This is a genomic window from Massilia sp. SYSU DXS3249 (assembly GCF_053668055.1).
Map to the genome: position 1 here is coordinate 148,295 of NZ_JBSIPX010000007.1, position 26,217 is coordinate 174,511.

24 protein-coding genes are annotated in these 26,217 nt (G+C 65.2%); 10 read left to right on the forward strand and 14 right to left on the reverse strand.

What is annotated here, in order from left to right; all coding sequences use genetic code 11:
• Positions 1 to 33: 33 nt before the first annotated feature.
• From ACWCIA_RS10750 to ACWCIA_RS10760, 3 genes are all read right to left on the reverse strand, one after another.
• Positions 34 to 1,539, reverse strand: coding sequence for a SulP family inorganic anion transporter (locus ACWCIA_RS10750; RefSeq protein ID WP_454163122.1), 1,506 nt, complete (start codon positions 1,537 to 1,539; stop codon positions 34 to 36).
• 138 nt (positions 1,540 to 1,677) lie between these two features.
• Positions 1,678 to 2,031: a c-type cytochrome gene (locus ACWCIA_RS10755; RefSeq protein ID WP_454163123.1), complete on the reverse strand. Its 354-nt coding sequence runs from the start codon at positions 2,029 to 2,031 to the stop codon at positions 1,678 to 1,680.
• A gap of 10 nt (positions 2,032 to 2,041) precedes the next feature.
• Positions 2,042 to 2,377 carry a c-type cytochrome gene (locus tag ACWCIA_RS10760; protein WP_454163125.1) on the reverse strand — a complete coding sequence of 112 codons (336 nt, stop codon included), beginning with the start codon at positions 2,375 to 2,377 and terminating at the stop codon, positions 2,042 to 2,044.
• A 176-nt stretch (positions 2,378 to 2,553) separates the two neighbouring features.
• Here ACWCIA_RS10760 and ACWCIA_RS10765 point away from each other — a divergent pair, with 176 nt between their 5' ends.
• From ACWCIA_RS10765 to ACWCIA_RS10775, 3 genes are read left to right on the forward strand one after another with little or no spacing between them, the layout of a single operon-like run.
• A complete protein-coding gene (locus ACWCIA_RS10765; protein ID WP_454163127.1) occupies positions 2,554 to 3,408 on the forward strand; it encodes an AAA family ATPase in 855 nt (284 codons plus the stop codon).
• Positions 3,405 to 4,010, forward strand: a complete 606-nt coding sequence (locus ACWCIA_RS10770) for a GNAT family N-acetyltransferase (protein WP_454163129.1) — start codon at positions 3,405 to 3,407, stop codon at positions 4,008 to 4,010. Before ACWCIA_RS10765 ends, ACWCIA_RS10770 begins: the two co-directional genes overlap by 4 nt.
• A gap of 1 nt (position 4,011) precedes the next feature.
• A complete protein-coding gene (locus ACWCIA_RS10775) occupies positions 4,012 to 5,184 on the forward strand; it encodes a vWA domain-containing protein (protein ID WP_454163131.1) in 1,173 nt (390 codons plus the stop codon).
• 134 nt (positions 5,185 to 5,318) lie between these two features.
• Here ACWCIA_RS10775 and ACWCIA_RS10780 read toward each other — a convergent pair whose 3' ends face one another.
• Entirely contained in the window at positions 5,319 to 5,915 is a 597-nt protein-coding gene (locus ACWCIA_RS10780; protein ID WP_454163133.1) for a CPBP family intramembrane glutamic endopeptidase, read from the reverse strand.
• Positions 5,916 to 6,135: 220 nt separating this feature from the next.
• Here ACWCIA_RS10780 and ACWCIA_RS10785 point away from each other — a divergent pair, with 220 nt between their 5' ends.
• Together ACWCIA_RS10785 and ACWCIA_RS10790 are read left to right on the forward strand one after the other, a co-directional pair.
• Positions 6,136 to 7,338 carry a cation:proton antiporter gene (locus ACWCIA_RS10785; RefSeq protein ID WP_454163135.1) on the forward strand — a complete coding sequence of 401 codons (1,203 nt, stop codon included), beginning with the start codon at positions 6,136 to 6,138 and terminating at the stop codon, positions 7,336 to 7,338.
• Positions 7,328 to 8,464 carry a YbdK family carboxylate-amine ligase gene (locus ACWCIA_RS10790; RefSeq protein ID WP_454163137.1) on the forward strand — a complete coding sequence of 379 codons (1,137 nt, stop codon included), beginning with the start codon at positions 7,328 to 7,330 and terminating at the stop codon, positions 8,462 to 8,464. The genes ACWCIA_RS10785 and ACWCIA_RS10790 overlap by 11 nt, the downstream gene beginning before the upstream one ends.
• A gap of 148 nt (positions 8,465 to 8,612) precedes the next feature.
• Here ACWCIA_RS10790 and ACWCIA_RS10795 read toward each other — a convergent pair whose 3' ends face one another.
• The 3 genes from ACWCIA_RS10795 to ACWCIA_RS10805 form a co-directional block, all read right to left on the reverse strand.
• Complete coding sequence (locus ACWCIA_RS10795) at positions 8,613 to 8,975, reverse strand: hypothetical protein (protein ID WP_454163139.1); 363 nt, start codon at positions 8,973 to 8,975, stop codon at positions 8,613 to 8,615.
• A 52-nt stretch (positions 8,976 to 9,027) separates the two neighbouring features.
• Positions 9,028 to 9,999: a gamma-glutamyl-gamma-aminobutyrate hydrolase family protein gene (locus tag ACWCIA_RS10800; protein WP_454163141.1), complete on the reverse strand. Its 972-nt coding sequence runs from the start codon at positions 9,997 to 9,999 to the stop codon at positions 9,028 to 9,030.
• A 73-nt stretch (positions 10,000 to 10,072) separates the two neighbouring features.
• On the reverse strand, positions 10,073 to 10,873 hold the full coding sequence (locus ACWCIA_RS10805) for a response regulator (RefSeq protein WP_454163143.1): 801 nt from the start codon (positions 10,871 to 10,873) through the stop codon (positions 10,073 to 10,075).
• A gap of 312 nt (positions 10,874 to 11,185) precedes the next feature.
• On the opposite strand from ACWCIA_RS10805, the gene ACWCIA_RS10810 reads away from it, so the two are divergent.
• Both ACWCIA_RS10810 and parC read left to right on the forward strand, forming a co-directional pair.
• Positions 11,186 to 13,183, forward strand: coding sequence for a DNA topoisomerase IV subunit B (locus ACWCIA_RS10810; RefSeq protein ID WP_454163145.1), 1,998 nt, complete (start codon positions 11,186 to 11,188; stop codon positions 13,181 to 13,183).
• A gap of 98 nt (positions 13,184 to 13,281) precedes the next feature.
• The gene (gene parC / locus ACWCIA_RS10815) at positions 13,282 to 15,609 is read left to right on the forward strand and encodes a DNA topoisomerase IV subunit A (protein WP_454163147.1); all 2,328 of its coding nucleotides are present in this window, start codon (positions 13,282 to 13,284) and stop codon (positions 15,607 to 15,609) included.
• A 184-nt stretch (positions 15,610 to 15,793) separates the two neighbouring features.
• Here the strand turns inward: parC and ACWCIA_RS10820 are convergent, their stop codons facing one another.
• On the reverse strand, positions 15,794 to 16,390 hold the full coding sequence (locus tag ACWCIA_RS10820) for a hypothetical protein (RefSeq protein WP_454163149.1): 597 nt from the start codon (positions 16,388 to 16,390) through the stop codon (positions 15,794 to 15,796).
• Positions 16,391 to 16,544: 154 nt separating this feature from the next.
• The gene (locus ACWCIA_RS10825) at positions 16,545 to 17,963 is read right to left on the reverse strand and encodes a M64 family metallopeptidase (RefSeq protein ID WP_454163151.1); all 1,419 of its coding nucleotides are present in this window, start codon (positions 17,961 to 17,963) and stop codon (positions 16,545 to 16,547) included.
• A 137-nt stretch (positions 17,964 to 18,100) separates the two neighbouring features.
• Here ACWCIA_RS10825 and ACWCIA_RS10830 point away from each other — a divergent pair, with 137 nt between their 5' ends.
• Positions 18,101 to 19,141, forward strand: a complete 1,041-nt coding sequence (locus ACWCIA_RS10830; RefSeq protein WP_454163152.1) for an alpha/beta fold hydrolase — start codon at positions 18,101 to 18,103, stop codon at positions 19,139 to 19,141.
• Here the strand turns inward: ACWCIA_RS10830 and ACWCIA_RS10835 are convergent, their stop codons facing one another.
• The 3 genes from ACWCIA_RS10835 to ACWCIA_RS10845 form a co-directional block, all read right to left on the reverse strand.
• Positions 19,142 to 20,404: a cyanophycinase gene (locus ACWCIA_RS10835; protein ID WP_454163154.1), complete on the reverse strand. Its 1,263-nt coding sequence runs from the start codon at positions 20,402 to 20,404 to the stop codon at positions 19,142 to 19,144.
• Positions 20,405 to 20,469: 65 nt separating this feature from the next.
• Entirely contained in the window at positions 20,470 to 20,907 is a 438-nt protein-coding gene (locus tag ACWCIA_RS10840) for a GNAT family N-acetyltransferase (RefSeq protein WP_454163156.1), read from the reverse strand.
• A gap of 109 nt (positions 20,908 to 21,016) precedes the next feature.
• Positions 21,017 to 21,613, reverse strand: coding sequence for a hypothetical protein (locus ACWCIA_RS10845; protein WP_454163158.1), 597 nt, complete (start codon positions 21,611 to 21,613; stop codon positions 21,017 to 21,019).
• A gap of 130 nt (positions 21,614 to 21,743) precedes the next feature.
• On the opposite strand from ACWCIA_RS10845, the gene argH reads away from it, so the two are divergent.
• Entirely contained in the window at positions 21,744 to 23,141 is a 1,398-nt protein-coding gene (gene argH, locus ACWCIA_RS10850) for an argininosuccinate lyase (protein ID WP_454163160.1), read from the forward strand.
• A 13-nt stretch (positions 23,142 to 23,154) separates the two neighbouring features.
• On the opposite strand, the gene ACWCIA_RS10855 is transcribed toward argH, so the two are convergent.
• Positions 23,155 to 23,406, reverse strand: a complete 252-nt coding sequence (locus ACWCIA_RS10855) for a hypothetical protein (RefSeq protein WP_454163162.1) — start codon at positions 23,404 to 23,406, stop codon at positions 23,155 to 23,157.
• Positions 23,407 to 23,477: 71 nt separating this feature from the next.
• Positions 23,478 to 24,494: a hypothetical protein gene (locus ACWCIA_RS10860; RefSeq protein ID WP_454163163.1), complete on the reverse strand. Its 1,017-nt coding sequence runs from the start codon at positions 24,492 to 24,494 to the stop codon at positions 23,478 to 23,480.
• Positions 24,495 to 24,850: 356 nt separating this feature from the next.
• Here ACWCIA_RS10860 and ACWCIA_RS10865 point away from each other — a divergent pair, with 356 nt between their 5' ends.
• Positions 24,851 to 26,215 carry a sensor histidine kinase gene (locus ACWCIA_RS10865; RefSeq protein ID WP_454163165.1) on the forward strand — a complete coding sequence of 455 codons (1,365 nt, stop codon included), beginning with the start codon at positions 24,851 to 24,853 and terminating at the stop codon, positions 26,213 to 26,215.
• Positions 26,216 to 26,217: the final 2 nt, after the last annotated feature.

Consider the following 26,217-nt stretch of genomic DNA (forward strand, 5'->3'; position numbering starts at 1 on the left):
CCGGCAGCGCCGCCGCGCCTCGTCAGTGCCGCATTAGCCCAGCTTGTCGTCCGCCACCCGGTAGCGCGGATCTTCCAGCACGTTCACTTCGATCATGTCCTGCGCCTTGCCGAGCAGCTCGCGGCAGTCCGGGCTCAGGTGGCGCAGGTGCAGGCGCTTGCCCAGCGCCCGGTAGCGCTCGGCCAGGGCGTCGATCGCCTGGATCGCCGAGTGATCCACCACGCGCGCGCGGCGGAACTCGACCACCACGTCCTGCGGATCGTCCTTGGGCGCGAACAGCTCGTTGAAGTTGGCGATCGAGGCGAAGAACAGCGTGCCCTCGAGTTCGTACACCTTCCAGCCCTGGGCGTCGGTCGATGTCGTCACCTTGACCTGCTTGGCGTGCTGCCAGGCGAATACCAGCGCCGAGACGATCACGCCGACGATCACCGCCACCGCCAGGTCGAACACCAGGGTGATGGCCGCCACCAGTACCACCACCAGCGTATCGGCGCGCGGCACCTTGCCGATGGTGCGGAAAGTGCCCCACTCGAAGGTTTTCTCGCACACTACGAACATCACGCCGATCAGGGCCGCCAGCGGAATCTGCTCGATCCAGCTCGAGCCGAACAGGATGAAGGAGAGCAGGAACAGCGAAGCCGCGATGCCCGACAGGCGGCCGTAGGCGCCGTTGTTCACGTTGATCATGCTCTGGCCGATCATCGCGCAGCCGCCCATACCGCCGAAGCAGGCGGTGACGACGTTGGCCGCGCCCTGCGCCATGCATTCGCGGTTCGGCTGGCCGCGCGTCTCGGTGATCTCGTCGACCAGGGTCAGCGTCAGCAGCGACTCGATCAGGCCGACGCCGGCCAGCACCAGCGAGTACGGCAGCACGATGTAAAAGGTCTCGAGGTTGAACGGCACGTCGGGCAGCGCGAAGGCCGGCAGGCCGCCGCCGATCGATCCGAGGTCGCCGACGGTCTTCGATTCGATGCCGAGCAGGGCCGCGCCGAGCGTGACGACCAGGATGCCGACCAGCGTCGCCGGCACGGCCTTGGTGATGCGCGGCGTGATGTAGATGACCGCCATCGTCGCCGCCACCAGGCCCAGCATCGTGTAGAGCTGGGCGCCCTGCATCCATTGCCCGTCGACCTTGAAGTGGCCGAACTGGGCGATGAAGATCACCAGCGCCAGGCCGTTGACGAAGCCGAGCATGACCGGATAGGGCACCATGCGGATGAATTTGCCCAGGCGCGCGGCCGCGAACAGCATCTGCCATACGCCCATCAGGACAATCGCCGCGAACAGGTACTGCGCGCCGTGTTCGACGACGAGGGCCACCATGACCACGGCCAGCGCCCCGGCCGCGCCCGAGATCATGCCCGGGCGGCCGCCGAAGGCGGAGGTGATGAAGGAGACCAGCACGGTGGCATACAGGCCGGTCAGCGGAGAGACGTGGGCGACCAGGGCAAAGGCGATCGCTTCGGGAACCAGGGCCAGGGCGACGGTCAGGCCGCTGAGCAGGTTGGTTTTCAAATAAGCAGGTGAGACGGACTGCAAGATACAACTCCTGACGACGGCGCGGACGCCGCAAAAAATAAAATCCCCCGGATCCGGCCGGCGAGGCCAGATCCGGGGGACCGGATCGCGATTGCTGCAGGCGCCGGAGGCGCTGCTGCGGGCGCCAGAGGCGCTTCGTTATTTGCGAATGACGAGCTGCGAAGGCAGGCTGGCGAGGTAGGCGCCGATGTCGATCATGTCCTGGTTCGTCAGCGGCTGCACCTGGCCCGCCATGATCGGGTTGCTGCGGCCGTTGGCCTTGTCGCCGCCGCGCTTGTAGGCGACGAGGGCGTGCGCGATGTAGTCGGCATGCTGGCCGGCCAGCTTCGGGTAGCTCGGGTCGATCGGCTTATTATAGTCGGCGCCGTGGCAGGACGCGCAGTTGTACTTCTTGGCCAGCTCTTCGCCGCGCTTGACGTCGGCCGCGGCGGCGAAGGTGGTAACAGAAGCGGAGACAGCGCCGAGGGCCAGCGCGATGATCAGTTTTTTCATGGCGTGGTCCTTACTTTCGGCTCTGGGCGTTCTGCTGCGAGTAGTAGGCGGCGACGTCGGCGATGTCCTGGTCGGACAGGCTCATCGCGATGCCGCGCATCGAGGGATGCTTGCGGTCGCCCTTCTTGTAGGCGTTCAGCGCGGATTCGATGTACTTGGCGGACTGGCCGCCGATCATCGGCACCTGGTACACCTCGGGGAAGGTAGCCTTGTAGCCTGGGATGCCGTGGCAACCGATACACATTTCGATCTTGCTCGCGGCTGCCTTCGGATTGCCGACGACGTCGGCTGCGGACGCGGAAGCGGCGCAAGCGGCCAGAACGAGTACTGCCAAAAGTTTTTTCATGGTGGGAATCGCAAATTTTTTAATCGAATACCGCTACCGCACTGAAACTTAACTTAGTACCAACCCGCCGATTCTAGCCCAACAAAAGATTGCAGTCTACCAACCTCGTGCGCCCCTGCCGCCGGCCCGCGGGTTCTGGCATATACTCGGGATTTTCCTCCTGACGAACAACGCGTATGCAAGCCCACACTCGCTTCGAAGGCACCGAGAGCTATGTCGCCACCGACGACCTGAAACTGGCCGTGAACGCCGCCCTCACCCTGCAGCGCCCGCTGCTGATCAAGGGCGAACCGGGCACCGGCAAGACCATGCTGGCCGAAGAGGTGGCGGCCGCGCTGAACATGCCGCTGCTGCAGTGGCACGTCAAGTCGACCACCAAGGCCCAGCAGGGCCTGTACGAATACGACGCCGTCTCGCGCCTGCGCGATTCCCAGCTGGGCGACGAGCGCGTGCGCGACATCCACAACTACATCGTCAAGGGCGTGCTGTGGCAGGCGTTTACGTCGCCCGAGCCGGTGGTGCTGCTCATCGACGAGATCGACAAGGCCGACATCGAGTTCCCGAACGACCTGCTGCGCGAACTCGACCGCATGGAATTCTACGTCTACGAGACGCGCGAAATGGTGGTCGCCAAGCACCGCCCGCTGGTCATCATCACCTCGAACAACGAGAAGGAACTGCCCGACGCCTTCCTGCGTCGCTGCTTCTTCCACTACATCAAATTCCCGGACCGCGAGACGATGGCCGACATCGTGCAGGTGCACTACCCGCGCCTGAAGCAGGAACTGCTGGCCGCCGCGCTGCAGAGCTTTTACCAGGTGCGCGATGTCCCCGGCATCAAGAAGAAGCCCTCGACCTCGGAGTTCCTCGACTGGCTGAAACTCCTGATGGCCGAGGACATCCCGGCCGAAGCCCTGCACAGCCAGGATGCGAAGGCCGTGGTGCCGCCGCTGCACGGCGCGCTGCTCAAGAACGAGCAGGACGTGCACCTGTTCGAGCGCCTGGTCTATATGTCGAGGACCAACCGATGACGGTCGGCAGAGTTGCGGTCGAGCCGGTGACGCTCGAATTCCACGGCGTGCGGCTCGAACCGCTGACGCTGGGGCACGTCGACGGCCTGCGCCTGGCCGCCGCCGACGGGGACTTGTGGAACCTGCGCGTGACGAGCGTGCCGGAGCCGCACCGCACCCAGGCTTATGTGCACGCGGCACTGGAAATGACGAACCGGCTCGCCTTTGCCGTGATCGATTCGTCCTCTGGCGCGGTGCTGGGCACGACCAGCTACCACGACATCGTTCCCGAGATCGGCCGGGTCGAGATTGGCTACACCTGGTATGCAAAGAGTGCCCAGCGCAGCTCCGTGAACACGAGCTGTAAATTATTGCTGCTCTCGCACGCCTTCGACACCCTCGGCTGTTCCGTCGTGGGCTTCCGCACCGATAATTTCAATTATGCCTCGCAGCGCGCCATCGAGCGGCTGGGCGCGAAGAAGGACGGCGTGATCCGCCACCACTTCGCGCGCCGCGACGGCACCGTGCGCGACACCGTCATGTACAGCATCGTGCGCGGCGAGTGGCATGAGATCAAGACGCACCTGCACTACCTGCTGACCCGGCACGGCGCCGGCAACTGACATGCTGATCGATTTTTTCTTCGCCCTGCGTAACGCGAAAGTCCCGGTCTCGATCAAGGAATTCCTGACCCTGCTCGAAGCCCTGGAAAAGAGCGTGATCGCGCCCTCGCTCGACGAGTTCTACTATCTCGCGCGCCTGACGCTGGTGAAGGACGAAGCCCATTTCGACAAATTCGACCGCGCGTTTGGCAGCTACTTCAAGGGCATCGAGGCGGTGTTCGATACGAGCAAGGGCGAGATCCCGCTCGACTGGCTGATCAAGCGCATGGAGCGCGAGCTGACGCCCGAGCAGAAGGCGGCACTGGAAAAATTCGGCTACGAGAAGCTGATGGAGCGCCTCAACGAACTGCTGAAGGAACAGAAGGAACGCCACGAAGGCGGCAGCAAGTGGATCGGCACCGGCGGCACCTCGCCCTTCGGCCATGGCGGCACCAATCCGGAAGGCATCCGCATCGGCGGCCAGGGCCGCAACCGCACGGCGGTGAAGGTCTGGGACCAGCGTTCGTACAAGGACTACGACGACGAGCGCGAACTGGGCACCCGCAACATCAAGGTCGCGCTGCGCCGCCTGCGCCGCTTTGCCCGCACCGGCGCGTTCGAGGAATTCGCGCTCGACGAGACCGTGCGCGCCACCGCCAGCAATGCCGGCTACCTCGACATCCGCATGCAGCCCGAGCGCAAGAACCGGATCAAAGTGCTGATGCTGCTCGACGTCGGCGGCACCATGGACGACCACATCGAGCGTACCGAGGAGCTGTTCTCGGCGGCCAAGAGCGAATTCAAGAACATGGAGTTCTTCTACTTCCACAACTGCGTCTACGACTACCTGTGGAAGAACAACCGGCGCCGCCATGCAGAACGCTTCCCGACCTGGGACATCCTGCGCAAGTACCCGCCCGACACCCGCGTGATTTTCGTGGGCGACGCCACCATGAGCCCCTACGAGGTGCTCGCGCCCGGCGGCTCGGTCGAATACCACAACGAGGAAGCCGGCGCCGAATGGCTGGCGCGCTTCTGCAACGCCTTTCCGAAGTTCGCCTGGCTCAATCCGGAACCGGAAAGCCTGTGGCAGTACCGCCAGTCGATCGCCGTCATCCGCCAGATCATGAATAACCGGATGTTCCCGGTGACGATCGAGGGATTGGAGCGGGCGATGCGCTTGCTCAGCAAATAAATTCGATCGCCAATTGTAGGGTGGACGGGTTCCCCGTCCACGCGTTCAAACAGTGTTCGCATACCGAACGACTGCTCAGGTCGCGGTTGAACGCGTGGACGGGAGACCCGTCCACCCTACGCGTCATCACCGGATCAGCGCGCTTCCCGCAACACATTCCGCACAACATACAGCCCTACTACATCCAGCGCGGTATGCACCATCACCGCCGCCAGCAAGCCTACATACTGGTAAATCAAGCCCAGCACCACGCTCGCCCCGAACACGCCCGCGGCCTGCACCAGCGTCGCCCGATTGATCTTGCGGAACTGGTACACCGGCGTATGCGTCAGCAGGAAAATCACCGAGGTAATCCACACCCCCAGCAGCGGCTGCAGCGCCGCGCGGAACAGCAGCTCCTCGCCGACCGCCGCCGCGATGCTGATCCAGACCGGATTCAGGCCCGACAAATCGAGCTTGCCATAGGCCGTGATCGTGTTGCGCGTCGCTTCCGATTGCGCCGTCAGGCGGAAGCTGAGGTAGGAGGCGACCGCCGCCAGCGCCGACAGGCCCAGCCCGTACACGAACTGCGAACCCCAGCCCATCGGCCCGGTCAACACGGCACGTGCTCCGTCCTGGACGACGGCGATGATCAGGAAGGCGATCAGCGAAAAGGCGACGCAGGTCAGAACCTGGGCGGTCAGGCGGATCGGGGGGCGGGCTTGCGGCTGGCTGGGCGGTTGGGAAGACATGAAGGCGCGTCGGGCGAGCCGACGAATGAGGAATCGGAAAGGGCCCCATTCTAGAGTGCGCCGCCTTCCCTGACAATGAAGGCGTCGGTTTGAACTCGTCAGTTGCAGGGCGCAATCGTGCGCAGGTGCGGCTGTCCTCGTCTTGTAAAATCGGCAAAAGACCAGCCCGATCGCTGCGGGTGCGGTTTTCCACCGTTCCCACCATTTTCGAGGATCTTGCATGCCAGACTTGCTGTCCTTCCTGACCAGCCTTGCGTGGCCCTTCGCGATCGCCATCGCCTGGGTTGCCGGGGAATTCGGGCAGCGTTGGACGGGATTGCCACGCATCAGTTTTTACGGCCTCGTCGGGTTCGCGCTGGCCGGTCCCCAGCTCGGCGTGCTGCCCGCGCCCGACGGCGGCGCGGTTTCGATGCTGGCCGACGTCGCCTTCGGCCTGATCCTGTTCGAGCTCGGCTACCGCATCAACCTGCGCTGGCTGAAGAACAATCCCTGGATCGGCATCAGCGGGCTGGTCGAGTCGCTCGCCACCTTCATCGCCGTCTACCTGATCGCGATCGCCTTCGGCGCGCCCCAGCTCATCGCCCTGATGCTGGCCTCGCTCTCGATGGCCACCTCGCCCGCCACCGTCGTGCGCGTCATCAACGAGCAGCGCAGCTCGGGCCAGGTGACCGAGCGCGTGCTGCACCTGACGGCCCAGAACTGCGTGCTGGCGGTGTTTGCCTTCAATGTCGTGATCGGCTTCTGGATTTTCCGCACCTTCGAGGACCTGGGCGACGCCATCTGGAGCAGCCTGGTGCTGCTGGCCGTCTCGACGCTGACCGGCGCCGTGTTCGGGCTGGCCGTGCCTGCCCTGCTGCGGGGGCTCAAGAACCCGCGCCAGGACCCGACCGTCGCCTTTGCGCTGGCCGTCATCCTGCTGGTGGCCATTTCCTACGCGGGCGGGCTGTCGCCGGTGGTCGCCACTCTCGCCTTCGGCCTGGTGGCGCGCCACCGCCGCGTCGCCTTCAGCCAGGCCCAGCGCGGCTTTGGGGCGCTGGGCGAATTGCTCACCGTGCTGCTGTTCGTGTTCGCCGCGTCCACCCTCGACTGGGAGAAAGTGGCGGCCGGCAGCGCGCTGGCCGTGGTTATCGTGCTGGCGCGCCTGCTCACCAAGACGCTGGGCGTCGCCGCCTTTGCCCACCTGTCGGGCGTGTCCTGGCGCAAGGGGACGCTGGCCGGGGTGGCGCTGGCGCCGCTGTCGGTGTTCGTCATCCTGCTGCTGGAACACGCGCGCCTGGCCGGCGTGCACCTGGTCGAACAGTTGCAGTCGGTGGCGGCGGTGACGATGCTGCTCGAGGTGTTCGGCCCGGTCATCATCCAGCGCGCCCTGATGTGGGCCCGCGAAGCGCCCGCGACCGAGCCCGAGGTCAGACATGCCGCTTGAACCGTTCACCCAGTCCACCCCGCTGACCTTCGGCGTCGAGCTCGAGCTGCAGCTGGTCAGCCTGTCCGACTTCGACCTGACGGCGGCCAGTCCCGACCTGCTGCACCTGCTGTCCCGCAAACCCTTCCCCGGCAACGTCACGCCCGAGATCACGGAGAGCATGATCGAAATTAACTCGAGCGTGCATTCCAGTTATGGGCCGCTGCTGGCCGAACTGCAGGAAATCCGCGACACCCTGGTCGCCGCCGGCGACACCCTGAACATCGGCATCGCCGGCGGCGGCACCCATCCTTTCCAGCACTGGTCGGAACAAAAGATTTTTCCCAAGCCGCGCTTCGAGCACCTGTCCTCGCTGTACGGCTACCTGGCCAAGCAGTTCACGGTATTTGGCCAGCACGTGCACATCGGCTGCGGCAATGGCGACGACGCCATGTACCTGCTGCACGCGCTGAACCGCTACATCCCCCACTTCATCGCCCTGTCCAGTTCCTCTCCCTTCGTGCAGGGCCACGACAGCCATTTCGATTCGGCGCGCCTGAATTCCGTGTTCGCCTTCCCGATGAGCGGGCGGGCGCCGTTCACGCTCGGCTGGCAGGATTTCGAGAGCTCGTATTACGCCAAGATGGAGCGCACCGGCATCATCAAAAGCATGAAGGATTTCTACTGGGACCTGCGCCCCAAGCCCGAATACGGCACCATCGAGCTGCGCGTTTGCGACACGCCGCTGACGGTCGAGCGCGCCGCCGCGCTGGCGGCCTACCTGCAGGCCCTGTGCAGCTACCTGCTGCAGCGAATCGAAGCCCCGCCCGTCGAGGACGATTACCTCGTCTACAACTACAACCGCTTCCAGGCCTGCCGCTTCGGGCTCGACGGGACGATCACGCACCCGAAGAGCTACGAGAACGTGTCGATCCGCGAGGATATCCTGGCCACGCTGCGCAGGATGGAGCCGTATGCGCAGCAGCTGGGCAGCGTCGACGGCCTGCAGCACCTGGCGGCGGCCGCGGCCGGCGGCAGCGACGCCGCCCTGCTGCGCCAGCAGTACGAGCGCGAAGGCAGCGTGGAGGGGATGGTGCATGCGGCGATCAATTGGTTCCGCGGGGAGCGTCGCTTCAGGCGGAGATAACGTAGGGTGGACTCGTCATTGAAGCCCCCGGCTTCAATGACTCCACGCGTTAACGCACCGGTGAACATTCGCGACGTCACCGTGAGCCAGGCCGCATGTATGCGTGCGATGAAACGCGTGGACTCGGGAGTCCACCCTACATTCGTGGCTAAGCCGGGTTCGCCATTCTGCCGCCCATGATGCGCTCGATGAAATTGCGCTTCACCGGCCGCGGCATGCCTTCATCGACCAGCCCCGCCCACTTCTCACATAGCTGCTCGCAAGTCGCGCGCAGCACCGGATCGAGCTCGGGCAGGCGCGCCAGCGCGCACAGGTGGCGTTCGATGACCGAGGCCAGGCGCACGCAGGGGCGCTCATCGGCGTCGCGCGCGGTGTAGTGCGACATCAGGTGCAGCAGGGAAGCGAGCATGACGGCGTCCCGTTGCGGCATGCCCGGCGCGGGCAACGGCGCTTCATTGGCGAACTGGTGGTGCATGGCGATCCCTTTCACATGAATGAGAATGATTCTCATTCATTATGCGGAAGGGACGGATGGGATGCAAGCGGTTTTACAAGCGTGCGCCCTACAGCCGGGTCTCCCTGGCCGCGCGCAAAAACTCGTCCAGCACCGGCGTGCAGTCGAGCAGGTCGACCCCACCCGCGCGGTGGAATTCCGGGTGCCACTGCAGGCCCATCACGAAATCGGCCGGCTCGTAGCGGATCGCTTCGACGATCCCGTCCGGATACGACATCGCCTCGACCCGCACGCCCTTCCCCAGCTCCTTGACGGCTTGGTGGTGGATCGAATTGACGATCGGCCGCTGCACATGCGGGAACATGCGTCCCAGCGAGGAGCCCGGCGGGAATTCGATCGCGTGGCGGTGGGCGTCGTAGTCGGTGTGGACGTGGGCCAGCGCCTCGGGCACGTTGGTCGCCACATCCTGGTACAGGGTGCCGCCGAAGGCCACGTTGATCAGCTGGCAGCCGCGGCACACGCCCAGCACCGGCTTGCCGGCCTCGACGAACTCGTGCAGCAGTTCCAGCTCGTACAAATCGCGCGCCCGGTCGCCGCTCCATTCGGGGCGCGTCGGCGTTTCGGAATAGGTTTGCGGCGACACGTCCGCCCCGCCCTGCAGCACCAGCCCGTCGAGGTGGCGCGCATAGTGGCGCAGCGTGATGTTGCTCGGGTGGAGCAAGCCGTTCGTGTTCACCGTCGGGATCATGAAGACCAGCACGTCGCGCGACATCACCCACTGGGCGATCGACTCTTCCAGGTATTGCAGGTTCTTGCTGCGCAGCCCGGTGGAGCCGGGTTCCGGATGAAAAATGCGCGCCGAGACGCCGATGCGCAGGGTGCGGCGCAGGAGACGGTCGCGCATCGTGCGCCAGCGTGAGGCCAGGACACGCCGAATCAGCGCGAATGGGTTGTCGCCCGGGCGGCTGTAGCGCGCCTGCCCGTCCGAGCGGCGGTCGGGCACGCGCTGCGGCGCGTCGGCGCGCGGCTCCATTGGCGGGCCCGGCGCTTCGCCGCGTTGCGTTGGGTGATCGTCTGCCATGGCTTCAATATAGCCCTGCCATAGCCGCGCACGATTCGAAGTTGTAACAAATGATGATCGTGTACGCGTGCCTTCAGGTGAGGCGCTGCAGCATGGCGACGAGGCTGCGGTCCGCCACGGGCTTGTCGAGCAGGCCCCGCACGCGGGCATCGCGCGCCCGCTCGCTGTCGTAAGGAAACGCCTTGCCGACCAGCAGCACCACGGCCGTGCGTCCCGCCCCTTCCTGCGACTTGATGGCGAAACTCAGCGCATAGGGATCGATGTTGGGCGCCGCAGTATTGATCATGGCCAGCGACACCGGCGTTTCGTCGCACAGGCGCACCGCCATCGGCGCGCTGTCGGTCCAGGCCACCGGCAGCCGGCGATCGCCCAGCAGCCCGGCAAGGTGGTCGCGGAAGGCCCCGCCCTTGTCGACGATCAGCACCTTGCCGTCCCGCGGCGGCTGGCGCCGCAAGGCATTGTCGACGGCGTTCGCGCCGCCCACGCGCGGGCAGCGGCGGCGTTCGGCCAGCAGCGGCGCGCCGCGCGCGGAGAGCAGCGCCAGGGCGCGCTGGCGTTCGACCAGCAGCCTGGCCATCGCCTCGTGCAGGACCCAGGCATCGACGGGCGGCACCACGTGGGCGTAGCCGTCGCCCTCGCTGCCGCCCACCAGCAGGGCCGGCGGCGCGCAGCGCATGCCGTCCAGCTGGGCCAGGGCGGCTGGGCTGGTGCCGTCGGCCAGGACGATGTCGGGTTCCTGCAGGCTGTCGTCATGCAGGCAGGCGTAGAGCGGCCCCGAACGCGGCGCCTGCGCCAGCAGCGCGGCCATGCGTTCGCCGTCTTCGGGCGTGAACCCGAGCAGGCGGACGGCAGTCGGAGTTTTCTGTGCATGCATGATGATCACCCGGTTCGCGCCACCTGAAGCATCCTCCTGTTGTGCTTCGGATCACGCCGGGAACGCCAACCTTGCGATAATAACTGTATGCATGTACAGTATCATCCTCGGCCTACGCCCTCTTTTGACGGTTTCCCAGGGCTGCCGCCCGGCATAACAGCTGCGATGGCAACGCGGTAGCAACCGTGCGTATCAATCTAGTCACGTTTCTCCGCGTTGACAAGGACAATCCGCGCTTAATCGAAAGCACGATTCCTGTTTTTTCCTCACGACAAGATAGAATGCGCAGGCATTCGACAAAACCTGATCAGCATGGCAACCAAGAAACCCGCACCCGATTACAGCGAATCATCCATCCGTGTCCTCAAGGGACTCGAACCCGTGAAGCAGCGCCCGGGCATGTATACCCGGACCGAAAACCCGCTGCACATCATCCAGGAAGTGATCGACAACGCCTCCGACGAAGCGTTGGGCGGCCACTGCAAGAACATCGGCGTCACGCTCAACGCCGACGGCTCCGTGACGGTCGAGGACGACGGCCGCGGCATCCCGGTCGGCATCCACCCGGAAGAAGGCGTCTCCACGGTCGAGATCGTGTTCACGCGCCTGCACGCGGGCGGCAAGTTCGACAAGGGCTCGGGCGGCGCCTATGCCTTCTCGGGCGGCCTGCACGGCGTCGGCGTGTCCGTCACCAACGCGCTCTCGACGCGCCTCGAAATCACGGTGTGGCGCAAGGACGACGAGGGCAACGGCATCCACCGCCTCGCCTTCGAGGACGGCGACGTGGTCGAGCCGCTGACCTCAAGCCCCTTCGAGCGCGGCGGCAAGAAGAACGGCACCCGCGTCACCGCCTGGCCCGACGGCAAATACTTCGATTCGCCGAACATCCCCATGGGCGACCTGCAGCGCCTCCTGCGCTCGAAGGCCGTGCTGCTGCCGGGCGTGACCGTCACGCTCACCATCGAAAAGACCGGCGACGTCCAGACCTGGCGCTACGACGAAGGCCTGCGCGGCTACCTGATGGAAGCCCTGAACGCGAGTTCCAGCGGCCAGACCCTGATCCCGCTGTTCGAAGGCGCCGCCTATGCGCCGGCCGGCGACGAAAGCTTTGCCGAAGGCGAAGGCGCGGCCTGGGTCGTGGCCTGGAACGAGGAAGGCGGCGTCGTGCGCGAGTCCTACGTCAACCTGATCCCGACCCCCAGCGGCGGCTCGCATGAGTCCGGCCTGCGCGACGGCCTGTACGGCGCCGTGAAAGGTTTCGTGGAGCTGCACGGCCTGCTGCCGAAGGGCGTCAAGCTGCTGCCGGAAGACGTGTTCGCACGCGTTTCCTTCGTGCTGTCTGCAAAAGTGCTGGACCCGCAGTTCCAGGGCCAGACGAAGGAACGCCTGAACTCGCGCGACGCCGTGAAACTCGTCTCGACCTTCACCAAACCGCCGCTCGAGCTGTGGCTGAACCAGCACGTCGAATACGGCAAGAAGCTGGCCGATCTCGTCATCAAGCAGGCGCAGTCGCGCATGCGCTCGCTGCAAAAGGTCGAGAAGAAAAAATCCTCGGGCGTGGCCGTATTGCCCGGCAAGCTGACCGACTGCGAATCGACCGACCTGACCCGCAACGAACTGTTCCTGGTCGAGGGCGACTCGGCGGGCGGTTCCGCGAAAATGGGCCGCGACAAGGAATACCAGGCCATCCTGCCGCTGCGCGGCAAGGTCTTGAACACCTGGGAAACCGACCGCGACCGCCTGTTCGCCAACAACGAGATCCACGACATTTCGGTCGCGATCGGGGTCGACCCGCACTCGCAGGGCGATTCGCCCGACCTCACCGGCCTGCGCTACGGCAAGATCTGCATCCTGTCGGACGCGGACGTGGACGGCTCGCACATCCAGGTACTGCTGCTGACCCTGTTCTTCAAGCACTTCCCTGCCCTGTTCCGCCATGGCCACATCTGCATCGCCCGTCCGCCGCTGTACCGCGTCGACGTCCCGCCGCGCGGCAAGAAGCCGCTGCAGAAGCTGTACGCGCTCGACGACGGCGAACTGCTGGCGATCGAGGACAAGCTGAAAAAGGACGGCCTCAAGGAAGGCGCGTGGAACATCTCGCGCTTCAAGGGCCTGGGCGAGATGAACGCCGAACAGCTCTGGGAAACCACGATGAACCCGGACACGCGCCGCCTGCTGCCGGTGGCGCTCGGCGACTTCGACCACAGCGAATCGAGCGCGCGCTTCAACATGTTGATGGGCAAAGGCGAAGCCGCCGCCCGCCGCGCCTGGATCGAGGAACACGGGAACGAAACCGAAGCGGATATTTGATGGGTGTGCGGTGTTGAACCGCACGTAAACCGCGTGCGCATGAATGCGCACCCTACGCGACACGCGGTACAACATCAAGACAATCGAACACACTGAATATGACTACCCAAGCAAGCCTCTTTGAACAAGCTAGCGCGCCGGCCGACGACATCGAAACGCTGACCCTGTCGACCTTCGCCGAGCGCGCCTACCTCGACTACGCCGTCTCGGTGGTCAAGGGCCGCGCCCTGCCCGACGTGGCCGACGGCCAGAAGCCGGTGCAGCGCCGCATCCTGTACGCGATGAACGAACTGGGCCTCGGCCCGACGGCGAAACCGCGCAAGTCCGCAGCCGTGGTCGGCGACGTGCTCGGCAAGCTCCACCCGCACGGCGACCAGTCGGTCTACGACGCGCTGGTGCGCATGGCCCAGGACTTTTCCCTGCGCTACCCGCTGATCGACGGCCAGGGCAACTTCGGCTCGCGCGACGGCGACGGCGCCGCGGCGATGCGTTACACGGAAGCGAGACTCACCCCGATCTCGCGCCTGCTGCTCGACGAGATCGACATGGGCACGGTCGACTTCCAGCCGAACTACGACGGCTCGACCAACGAGCCGCGCACGCTGCCGGCGCGCCTGCCGATGGTGCTGCTCAACGGCGCTTCCGGTATCGCGGTCGGCATGGCCACCGAGATCCCCTCGCACAACCTGCGGGAAGTGGCCGACGCCGCGGTCGCCATGATCCGCAACCCCAAGATCTCGAACGCCGAACTGATCACCATGATGCCGGGCCCGGACTTCCCGGGCGGCGGCCAGATCATCACCCCGGCTTCCCAGATCGCCGACATGTACGCCAGCGGCCGCGGTTCGCTCAAGGTGCGCGCGCGCTGGAAGATCGAGGAACTGGCGCGCGGCCAGTGGCAGGCGGTGGTCACCGAACTGCCCCCTGGCACCTCGGCTGCCCGCGTGCAGCAGGAAATCGAAGAACTGACCAATCCGAAGGTCAAGCTCGGCAAGAAGACGCTCACGCCGGAACAGATCGCCCTCAAGCAAACCATCCTCAACTCGCTCGACACGATGCGCGACGAGTCCGGTCGCGAGGCGGCGGTACGCCTGGTGTTCGAGCCGAAGTCGAAGAACCAGGACCAGAACGAGTTCATGCTGCTGCTGCTGGCGCACACCTCGCTGGAGACCTCGACCCCGATCAACCTGGTGATGATCGGCGGCGATGGCCGCCCACGCCAGAAGGGCCTGAACGAGATCATCCAGGAGTGGATCGATTATCGCTTCACCACCGTCAGGCGCCGTACCGAATTCAGGCTGGGCAAGGTCAACGACCGCATCCACATCCTGGAAGGCCGCGAGATCGTCCTGCTGAACATCGACAAGGTGATCGCGATCATCCGCAATTCGGACGAGCCGAAAGCGGCCCTGATGGACGAGTTCCGGCTGTCGGACCGCCAGGCCGAAGACATCCTCGAGATCCGCCTGCGCCAGCTGGCACGCCTGGAGGCGATCAAGATCGAGCAGGAGCTGGCCCAGCTGCGCGGCGAGAAGGAAAAGCTGGAAGACATCCTGGCCAATCCGTCGACCATGAAGCGCACGATCATCCGGGAAATCGAAGCCGACGCCAAGCAGTTCGGCGACGCCCGCCGTACCCTGATCGAAGAAGCGCAAAAGGCCACGGCCGAGCAGAAGATCATCGACGAGCCGGTCACCGTCATCATCTCCGAAAAAGGCTGGGTGCGCGCGCGCACCGGCATCGGCCACGACCCGGCCCAGTTCACCTTCAAGGCGGGCGACTCGCTGGGCAGCGTTTTCGAATGCCGTACGGTCGATTCGCTGGTCGGCATCGGCGACAACGGCAAGACCTATTCGGTGCCGGTGGCGGCCCTGCCTGGTGCCCGCGGCGACGGCGTGCCGATCACGACCCTGGTCGACCTGTCGGGCGGGGTACGCCTGCTGCACTACTTCGCGGGCAACGCCGACACGCGCCTGCTGCTGGCCGCCTCGAACGGCTTCGGCTTCATCTCGAAGGCGGGCGACATGGTCAGCCGCCTGAAGGGCGGCAAGTCCTTCATCACGCTCGACGCCGGTGCCATTCCGCTGGCGCCGCGCGTTGTGCTCGACCATGCCGGCGCGGTGGCCTGCCTCTCGAGCAGCGGCAAGGTGCTGGTGTTCGGCATCGACGAGATGAAGGTGCTGACCAACGGCGGGCGCGGCGTGACGCTGATCGACCTCGATCCGAAGGAGACCTTGCTGGCGGCGCAGCCGATCAGCCAGAAGGGCGTGAACGTGATCGGCACCTGGGCCGGCTCCAAGCCGCGCACCGTCGAGCTGTACGCCTCGGGCCTGGAACCGCACTTCGGCAAGCGCGCGCGCAAGGGCAAGCCGCTGTCGCAGAAGTTGAAGGCGACGGACCTGGCGATGCGGGCGACGGGCGAGTGATCGTTGTTTTCGTAGGGTGGACGGCTTCGCCGTCCACGCGTTCAACGCACGGTTGAACATCGATCCGCGACTTGCATGTTGCGGTTGAACGCGTGGACGGGAAACCCGTCCACCCTACGTGTCCGTCAACGCTACCGATAAAAAATGCCGGCTCGCGCCGGCATTTTCGCTTCCTTCAACCGAATTACTTCTTGGCCGCCGCCTTGTGCACATCGGCCATCGCTTCGGCGCGCACCTGCTCGGTCTTGGCCGATGCGGTCGCCTTGTCGGCGGCGGCATCCACCTGTACCTTGAGCGATTTTTCGTCGGCCTTGATCATGGCCTTTTCGGCCTTCAGGTTCGCTTCCGACACCTTTTCTTCGGCCTTGGCGATCGCCTTGGCGCGGTCTTCCGGGTCGGCCTTGCCGACCTTCTCGGTGGCGTCGGCATGCGCCTTCACGGCCTTGGCATGGGCCTTGGCTTTCTTTTCCTGGGCGTCGGCGATGGCCTCGGCCGCTTTTTCGTCGGCCTTGGCGGCCGCCTTCATTTCCTTCGCTTCGGCCTTGGCGACATCAGCTTCGGCGCGCGCTTCGGCCTTCACGATGGCTTCGGTGTTGCCGGTCGTGGCCTGGGTGACCGTGGTGGTCGCGGTCGCGGGCTGGGTGATGCGGGTGTTCGCAGTCGTGGCCTGGGTGATGCCGGCGGCTGGGGCCGCGGTCGTGGTGGTCGTGGTGGTGGCGACTTGTGCGTAGGCGCTGGTGGCGACGAAACCGGCGATCAGGGTGGCGAGCAGTTTGTTCATGGCGTGTCCTCTCTAAACGATGGTGGGCTGCGGGTCTCTGCCCGCGCATTAACTTTTTGCTAAGTGTCGAGCCCAGAATATCGCCCGCCCTGCATAGGGGTCTGTTCGCCAGACCACAGACCGGATTGCCGTTACAAGAGTTACATTAGCGTCCTCATCGGCCTGCCGGCCCCGCATACAGGTCGATGATTTCGCTGACGCCGTCCCGGCACACCGGGCAGAAGGCCTCGCTGCGGTCGAACATCAGGCACTGCATGGCCGGGCGGTAGTAGCCGCTGGCCTCGTAGTTCGCGCCCTCGAAGGCGCCGATCGCATGGCGGTGCGGCTCTTTCGCAAACAGGGCTTTGGTACGCGCCAGGTCTTCCCTGAACAGCGCGTTCATCTCGCTCTCGGGACGGTTCTGTGCGCGCAGCGCGGCGCGCCGCTTCTGGTAGGCACGAGATTCCTCCTCGTAGGTCGCCTTCGGCCACGGCGTCGGCAGCGGTGTGCCCGCCTTGACGTGCTGCTTCCATTTCAGCCGGGCCGGGTCGCGCAGCGCGGTGACGTTCGGCTCCCACGGCTCCATGCGCGTGCTGCTGGCGGCATACGCTACTGGCGAGGTGTAGTACTCGTCGGCCAGGCCGGCGAAATGGTGGCCGAACTCGTGCACGAACAGGTAGTCGGCCCACTCGTTGCTCGCCGCCGCCGTGCTGAACTGCCCGAAGATGCCGCCGCCGCCATAGGTCTCGTTGTTCACCAGGATTTCGATGAACTCGTAGGGCGCGTGCTGGGCGATGTCGCGCAGCGCCCGGTTATCCAGCGTCAGCACATAGCGCTCGCTCCCAAAAATGTCGTAGCGGGTGCCCAGCGGCGAAGCCTTGTGCACGCCGGTCGAGGGACGCGACACGCCCGACTCCTGGGTCGGCACGGCCAGCGCCCAGACATTGAAATCGTTCGCGCGCTCCTTGAAGGGCGACACCGTAAACAGGTGCTTCGACAGGCGGCGCGCATCCTGTTCGAATTTCTTCATCTCGGCCTGCGTGTAGCCGTCGCCGAGGATCAGCAGGTCGACCTTTTGCGGCGACGGCCCGCCGACGTGTATCGGGATGGGTTTGGCGGGCGCCGGCGGCTGCTTCCTCACCACTTCGGGCGCGTCGGTATCGATCGCCACGCTCCAGGCCACCGAAAAGGCATTGCGTTCGTCGCGCTTGAGGATGCGCACGCGCACCGGGCGGTCCGGCTTCGGGAAACGCACGGTTTCCTGGAAACTGCGGCTCATCCGGTTTGCCTCTTCCGTCGTGCGCCACTCGCCGAAGACGGTCGAGAAGCCGCGCGAATACAGCACATCGCCCGTCTTCGCATCCACCACCTCGACCCGGTTCTGGCCGCGGCTGGTGTTGTCCATGTTTTTCGCCGTATCGCCCGGCCAGGGGAGCGGTTCGATCAGCACCTGCTCGAGTGCGTAGGTGTCGGTCAGCGCATTGCCGCTGTGGGTGTAGTCGACGCGGACGGTGGCGGGCGCCGGGGCGGCGTGGGCCAGTCCGGTAGCGAGCAGGGAGGCGGCAGCCAGCAGGCGCGAAAGGAATCGAAGCATGGAATGTCCTCGGGAAATCGAATCCCGGCATTGTAATCCTGCCATCGTGCCGTGGTGCAGCCGTGCATATCCGATTGTGATTGACGCCGCCCCTTGGCGAGCCGCATGATTGCTTATTGACAAGGATCGGAGTCCGGATGAAAATCCTGCTCAGTTTGCTTACCGGCGCCCTGCTGGCGCTCCCCCTCTCCTCCCTGGCGGCCGCGCCGGCCTGCCCCGCGCCGGCGCAGCGCGTGCATGAAGACGGTTTTGTCCGCATCAACGGCATCGAGCAGTGGGTCAGCATGCGCGGCGAGCGTTGCGACAACCCGGTGATCCTGATTGTGCACGGTGGCCCCGGCAATCCGCAGAGCCTCTACGCCAACGGGCCCGAGGCGGGCTGGCGGAAGGACTTCACGATCGTTCACTGGGACCAACGCGGCGCCGGCATGACCTATGGCCGCAACCGGCCCGGCGAGGACGAGAAGCTCAGCGTCGACCAACTGCGCGACGACGGCCTGGCAGTCGCACGCCACGTCGCCGCGCGCCTCGGCAAACGCAAGCTGATCCTGATGGGCGGCTCCTGGGGCTCGGCGCTGGCCGTGCACATGGCCAAGGCGCAGCCGGCGCTGTTTTGCGCCTACCTCGGCACGGCGCAGATGGTGGCCCAGCGCGAAAACACGGATGGGCACGACAAACTCATCGCATTGGCGCGCGCGGCGGGCGATACGGAAACGGTGACCAGGATCGAAGCACTGGGTCCGCCGCCATGGACCAATCCGCGCTCCTTCGGCATCGAACGCCGCGCCACGCGCAAGTACGAGGCGATGAGCACACACCCGATGCCGAAAGCCTGGATGGTGCCTGGCGCGCTCTACGCGACACCCCAGGCGCAAGCCGACTACGAGGCGGGCGAAGACTATTCGTTCCTGCAGTTCGTCGGCATGCAGAATGACGGCATGTTCCACACTATCGACCTGTACAAGCTCGGCACGGATTTCAACTTGCCGGTCTACCTGGTGCAGGGCATGCAGGACCTCGTGACGACGCCCGAAGTGACCCAGCGCTACTTCAATGCGATCAAGGCGCCGGTCAAAAAACTGGCGCTGGTGCCGCGCGCCGGCCACGACCCGAACCTGCCGATGGTCGAGGCCCAGGGCACACTGCTGCGCGAGGAAATCCGGCCGCGCTGTCTGTGATTATTTGTACTGGTACAACGGCCGTTTGACCACAATCGGCCGGATGTCGAGCCGCACGTTGTACACCGAATAGGCTTCGGTCGTGGCCGACATGTAGCCGACGCTCTCGCCGGTGCGCGAGAAGCGGAATTCGAAGCCGAGTTCGGGCTGCACGCCGTGGGCGCTGTCGAGGGTCAGGCCGATCGCATCCGCCTGGTCGCTGTCGATGAGTTTGCCCATCAGGTCGACCACCGTGCTGTTGCCGAGGATGTCGGCCGAGAACAGCGGCTCTCGGTAATAGGGCCGCGCGGGGTCGAGCCGGCCGTCGGCCTTGTCCGGCGCCGGCGTGAACGTGTGGCTGGCGATGTTGAAGCGGTCGCCGTTGTCGAGGTAGCTCAGTTTGACGTTGCTGACGTTGAAAGCGCCCTGCTGCGCCTTGGCACTTGATAAGTCGACCACCAGCGCGCCCTTGTAGCCGACCACCTCCACGTCGCGGTTGGGGCCGACGATCATCGCCGTGTTCTCGTCGATGCCCAGGCCGAGTTTGTAGCCTTTCTGCAGCATGGCCGGCAGCATGCGCGCGAAGCGCCCGCGCACCAGCAGGTGCTGGTCGATGAAGACGTCGTTGCCGATGAAGCCGAGGCCGTGCGTGATTTCCTGGCCGTCGGTCAGGCCCAGCTTCAGGGTCGCCAGCACCGGCTTCGGGTGCCCGAACATGGTGCTGCTCATGATGGCCGCGCCGGCGCTGCTGCCGGCGATGACGCCGCCGCGCCGGTACAGGTCCCAGAGGGCGTCGAGCACCAGGGTGTTGCTGCCGTCGGGACGGCGCAGGGCGCGCGTGATGCGGGCCTGGTCGCCGCCGGCGAAATAGGCGCCGCCGGCCGCGCGCACGGAGGCGGCAATCTCGGGATCGTCGGCCGCCGCCTGGTAGTCGGTGCCGGTCAGGCGCACCGCGACCGGGACGAAGAAGGGTTTCGCGCCATATTTGCCGAGCCGTTCGACGAGGGCGCTGCCGGCTTTCTCGGGATTGGCCGAGGCCGAGGCGAACACCGCGATGCGGGCGCCGTGCCCGCCGGCGAGCGCGACGATGCGCTCCCAGACGGCGGCGTTATCCGGGCGCAGCGCACCGCCGATGATGACGAGCGACCCTTTCGAGGCCGGCAGCTCGGCGGCCTGCGCCGGGACGGTGCCCAGCAGGGAAACGGCAAGCGCAACAGAACGAGTAACTGAGCGAGTAACTGAGCGAGTAACTGAGCTGGCAATGGATGTAGATGCAGGCCACATACGACCTCCTCTCGAACGCAAATCCTAAGCCTGATTCGAGTCGGGAGGCGCAGTGTTGAGGTTTCTCAGGAGAGATAAATGTTCGGAAAGTAACGCTCCATCAGCGTTTCCGGCTTGGCTAACGAGGTGAAACCGAAGCGTTCATACAACCCTTGCGCATCGTTGGTGGCCACCGTGATGCGGCGCAGGCGCTGCAGGCTGGGGTGGCGCAGGACGGCGGCGACGAGCTGCTTGCCGTAGCCGTGGCCGCGGTATTCCGGCACCACGAACAGGTCGGCCAGGTGGGCATAGGTGGCGAAATCGGTGACCACGCGGGCAAACGCGATCTGGCGGCCGTCCAGGTAGCCGCCGAAGCACAGCGAATTCTCGATAGCCCGTTCGACCAGCGGCTGCGAGATCCCCACCGCCCAGCTCGACTGCTCGCTGAGGAAGCGGTAGATCATCGGGATATCGAGCCTTGCCTGGTCGGTGCTGACCTGGAAACTGGAGTCGTTGGTAGTCATGGCCTGCTCATCCGGCGTTCGTCTGGCGAAAAACCAATTCTAGCGCCGTTTGCATAATCGATAAGATTCGATTGCCGCCATGCCATAGACCACTGCGGACCACTGCGGACTATTGCGACTGCTGCGACTGCTGCGCCGGCGCCGGCTGGCGTCCCAGCAAGTAGCGTTCCGGCAGCGCCAGTCCGCTGTCCTCGGCGCGCCAGACGAGGTTGGCGATCCACCAGCGCTTGCCGTCGTGGGCCAGCTGGATGCTGTTGATGCCGCGCATGAAGGGTTTGGCGTCGTTGGGCGAGCGCAGCAGCTCGTAGGTACTGAACACCTGCGCCAGCTGGCCGAAGGATTCGGTGGTGCGCGCGATTTCGCGCTCGTAGAAGCCGCTCGTGTTGAAGGCGCTCATGTTGCGGCTGATGTAGTCCTCGACCGTCATCGCGCGCAGGCCGAAGCCGCCTTCCGGGCGCGGCAGGATCACCATCAGCTTCGCGTCGGGCGCGAACAGGGCGCGCATGCGGTTCCAGTTGCGCGGCGCGCCGGCCGGGCCGGAGATCACGTCGTACAGGGCGGCGACGATGGTGTCGACCGAGGCGCCGTCGGCCTCCTTCACCGTTGCCGGCTGGGCCGGGGCGAGTTGTGCCTGGGGCTGCGCCGGCGCGGCGGCGCTGCCAGCGGCGATTGCCATGGCGACGCCCAGCTTCATCCATCGTTTCATCTTTTTCTCCCTCATTGGATACGTTATCAAACGAATAATCGGTGATTTTGGCGCCCTTGTCATCTGCCTGGGCCTCCGGCGGGCTCGCAAGTTGGCGGTTTATAATCGAGTAAATCAACCGGAACCCACCATGACCGAACAATTCTCCAAAAAAGCCGAAGCCTGGTCGGCGCGCTTCTCCGAACCCGTGTCGGATCTCGTCAAACGCTACACCGCCTCCGTGTTCTTCGACAAGCGCCTGGCCATGTTCGACATCGAAGGCTCGCTGGCGCATGCCGAGATGCTGGCCGCGCAAGGCATCATCAGCGCCCAGGACCGCAGCGAGATCGAACGCGGCATGGCGCAGATCCGCGCCGAGATCGAGGCCGGCAGCTTCGAATGGCTGCTCGACCTGGAAGACGTGCACCTGAATATCGAAAAGCGCCTGACCGAGCTGGTCGGCGATGCGGGCAAACGCCTGCACACGGGCCGCTCGCGCAACGACCAGGTCGCCACCGACATCCGCCTGTACGTGCGCGCCGCGATCGACGACGTGGTCGAGCTGCTGAACCGCCTGCGCGGCGCGCTGACCGACCTGGCCGAGCGTAACTACGATACGATCATGCCGGGCTTCACCCACCTGCAGGTGGCGCAGCCGATCACCTTCGGCCATCACATGCTGGCTTACGTGGAAATGTTCGGGCGCGATGCCGAGCGCATGCTCGATGCGCGCCGCCGCGTGAACCGCCTGCCGCTGGGCGCCGCCGCCCTGGCCGGCACCACCTTCCCGATCGACCGCCTGCGCGTGGCGAAGACCCTGGGCTTCGAGGACGTCTGCCACAACTCGCTCGACGCCGTCTCGGACCGCGATTTCGCGATCGAATTCACGGCCGCCGCCTCGCTCATCATGATGCACGTGTCGCGCATGTCGGAAGAGCTGGTCATGTGGATGAGCCCGCGCGTGGGCTTCATCGACATCGCCGACCGCTTCTGCACCGGCTCGTCGATCATGCCGCAAAAGAAAAACCCGGACGTGCCGGAACTGGCGCGCGGCAAGACCGGCCGCGTGTACGGCCACCTGTCCGCCCTGCTGACCCTGATGAAAGGCCAGCCGCTGGCTTACAACAAGGACAACCAGGAAGACAAGGAACCGCTGTTCGACACCGTCGACACCGTGCTCGACACGCTGCGCATTTTCACGGACATGGCCGGCGGTATCACGGTGAAACCCGAGAACATGCGCGCCGCCGCCCTGCAGGGCTATGCGACGGCCACGGATCTGGCCGACTACCTGGTCAAGAAGGGCCTGCCCTTCCGCGATGCGCACGAAGCGGTCGCCCATGCGGTACGCGCCTGCGACGACGCCCAATGCGACCTGTCGGAAATGTCGATCGAGCGCCTGCGCGAGTTTTCGCCCCTGATCGAGGACGACGTGTTCGCGGTGCTGACGCTGGAAGGTTCCGTTGCCGCGCGCGACCACGTGGGCGGCACCGCGCCGAACCAGGTGCGCAAGGCGATCGAGCGGGTGCGCGGGCAGCTCAAGGGCTGACGCCACTTCTCCTTCAGCTGTTCAGGAGCTGGCGCACGTTGCTGCTGCTGCCCGGCTCGGTTGTCGCGATCATCAGGTAGATGACCTGGCTGGCGCAGAAATAAATCGAGGCCTGGTCGCCGTAGAGGACGTACGCGGGCCCCAGCTTCTCGATCGAACCGGTCCGTGTTTCGTTGTTGACGAAGGTGACGTGCCAGCGGGTCTGGCCATTCGCATGGCCATGTACCTGGCTGTTGAGGATTGCCGTCGAGATCAGGTCACGCATGTTTGGCTCCTGTAATGGGAAGGGCCTGAGCGGCATGGACGGCCGTACGGCGCGGCCGTCCACATTCTCTTTCAGGGGAAAGGCCAGTGGAAAGGCGAGGGGAAAGGCGGCTTCAGGCGCTGATCGAGCGGGACCGGGAACGGGAAGCCGAGCACCACGGCGCGGCCCCGGACCCGGTTCTGTGCCCGGCACTTCCTGACGCAGACGGTGGCCGGCGGGGCGACCTCGACGGCATCCTCGCCCATCACCTGCCCCATCCGCCCTCCGCTGGCGACCATCCACCTCGACACCCTGCCGCAATGGAGGACAGTGTCCGTTGCCCCGGTGCGCGTACGGATCTGGTTGACGCAAGTAGGCTCGTCGAGCCGCTCGGCCACCTGGGAGCTGTCGCGTCCGACGAATTTGCGCGAGAAGCTGTTTGCGAAATTAACGCGTGAGGGAACGACGATGGTCGTGTCCTTGTACGGGACGACGTCGCCTTCGCGCTGGCGGAAGTTGCCGTTATCGAAATAAAACGCTTCCGGTGCCAGCACGTGGGTAAACAGGGTCGCGGTCTGGTCGGCACGCTCGGGCTCCATCTGGAACACCCCGCCCTGTGCGCAATCCTTGGCCTGCACCTTCATCGTCAGCCCCGGCCCTTCGCGCAGGATCGCCATCGCCTCCCCTTCCAGCTGGAGTTCGACGCCGCTCGTCAGGACGAGTCCGCGGTGATCCGGCATCTTGCTCGCGAAGACGGGCGTGGGTCGCCCGCCTGTGATGTCGCGCGGATTCGGCGCACCGGTCAGGGTGTAGTTCAGGACACCAAAGGTTTTCTTGTCGATATCGAACTGGACGTATTTCCCGCGCACGGCAATGACGTCGCCCGCTCCGAGCGCATTGGCGGCGATGGTGCGCTCCTGCGCGCCACGCAGGCCGAGCACGGTAAAGCCGCCGCCTTCGCAGCCTTCGGTAGACGCGGCACGGGCCTGGCCGGCGAGGCCTGCCGTCAGCAGCAGGGCAATCAGAACGCACCCGGCCCCGCGCGCGACGGCGTGCCGTGTGGGTGAGGGGATGGCGGAAGGATTGAAATCGACTTGCGTGGAATTCATGTGGGTCTCCTGGTCAATGTTGAGGGGCAGCGGTCTCACCTTTTTGCAATGGGACAGTGATGGACATCAGCAATCCCTGTGCCATGCATGACTTCGCCCAGCGCCGGGGCGTCGGCCTGCCTCGTGACCGGAATACGGGCCATTTCCCCCACCCACTGGGCGTAATCCCCCACCCTTGCTCGTCCAGCCCGGCACGCGTCCAGGGTGTCGCATTAATGCAAAACGCATAACAAAAGCATGGGAGAGCGCAGCGGCCGGGCGTAAGATGAATGGACGCGATGTGCCCGCCAGCTTTCCACGCCTGCCGGCCCGCCTGACATCAACCCGCTGGTTCATCCTTGCAGGAATTGATCATCGTGAATCGCACCCATGCCGTCGCCGACAGCCAGTTCGACCTCATGCGTCGATTCCTGTTGTTGAGCCTGATCGCGATCTGCCTGGCCTCGGTGGTCTCGGCCGCCCTGATGTCGCGCTTCCTGACCCAGCGCCTACTGCAGCGCGATGCCGAACTGACCCGGGATTTCGTGCAGAGCGTCGTCGAAACCGAACTGGGCAAGGGTTATGCCCTGGACCACCCGGAAGCGAGCCAGGGGCTGATGTCCTTCCTCAAGCACGTGGCCTCGCTGCCGGACGTCGCGCGCACCAATGTGTATGGCCCGGATGCGACCCTGCTGTGGTCCAGCGAGAACCGCCTCGGCCAGGGAAAGAAGTACGGCGACAACCCGGAACTGAGCGAGGCCCTGAAAGGCCACCTGGAAATCGAAAGCGGCGTCGTCCGCGACGAGGGCGTAGCGAAAGCCGAGCACTTTCATCTCGGTAAGTCGCGCATGCGTTTCGTGGAAATGTACGTTCCGATGCGCGAGATCGGCACCAACGAGGTCCTCGGCGTCGTCGAGGTGTACCGGATTCCCACCGCCCTCTCCCAGGCGATCGACGCCGGCACGGCCTTGACGTGGACAATCTCGATCGGCATCGGCCTGTTTTTATACCTCGTTCTGTTCTGGATCGTGCGGCGCGCCGACCAGCTGATCCGTTCGCAGCAGGAGCGCCTGATCGAGTCGGAAACCATGGGGGCGCTGGGCGAAATGGCGTCCGCGGTCGCCCATGGCATCCGCAATCCGCTGGCGTCGATCCGCTCGTCGGCCGAGCTGTGGCATGACGCGCCCGGCGCGGTGGGGCCCGAGCAGGCCACCGACATCATCTCGGAAGTCCACCGCATCGACCGCTGGATCCGCGAACTGCTGACCTATGCCGAGCTTCCCGACTATCGCAAGGAAGCGGTCGACCCGCAGCCGCTGATCCAGGAGTGCATCAGCGGCCTCGCACGCGAAACGAAACGCCGGCAAGTCGCCATCGAGCTGTCCTTGCCGACGGGGCTCCCGAAAATCCAGGCCAACGCACCGCTGCTGGTGCAGGTCCTGAACAACGTCATCTGCAATGCGCTCCAGGCGATGCCGCCCGATGGCGGAACGATCCGCATTACCGGCAACAGCGACCCGGGCCAGCGCGAAGTCGGCATCCGGATCAGCGATTCCGGAACCGGCATCGACCCGGACGACATGAGGAAAATCTACCAGCCCTTCTTCACGACCAAATCGACAGGGCTGGGCGTGGGCCTGACGCTGGTGCGGCGCATCGTCAAACGCTTCGGCGGGCGGGTGCATATCGAAAGCACCCGCGGCAAGGGCACCGTCATCACCCTCGCCTTCCTGACTGCCTGAGC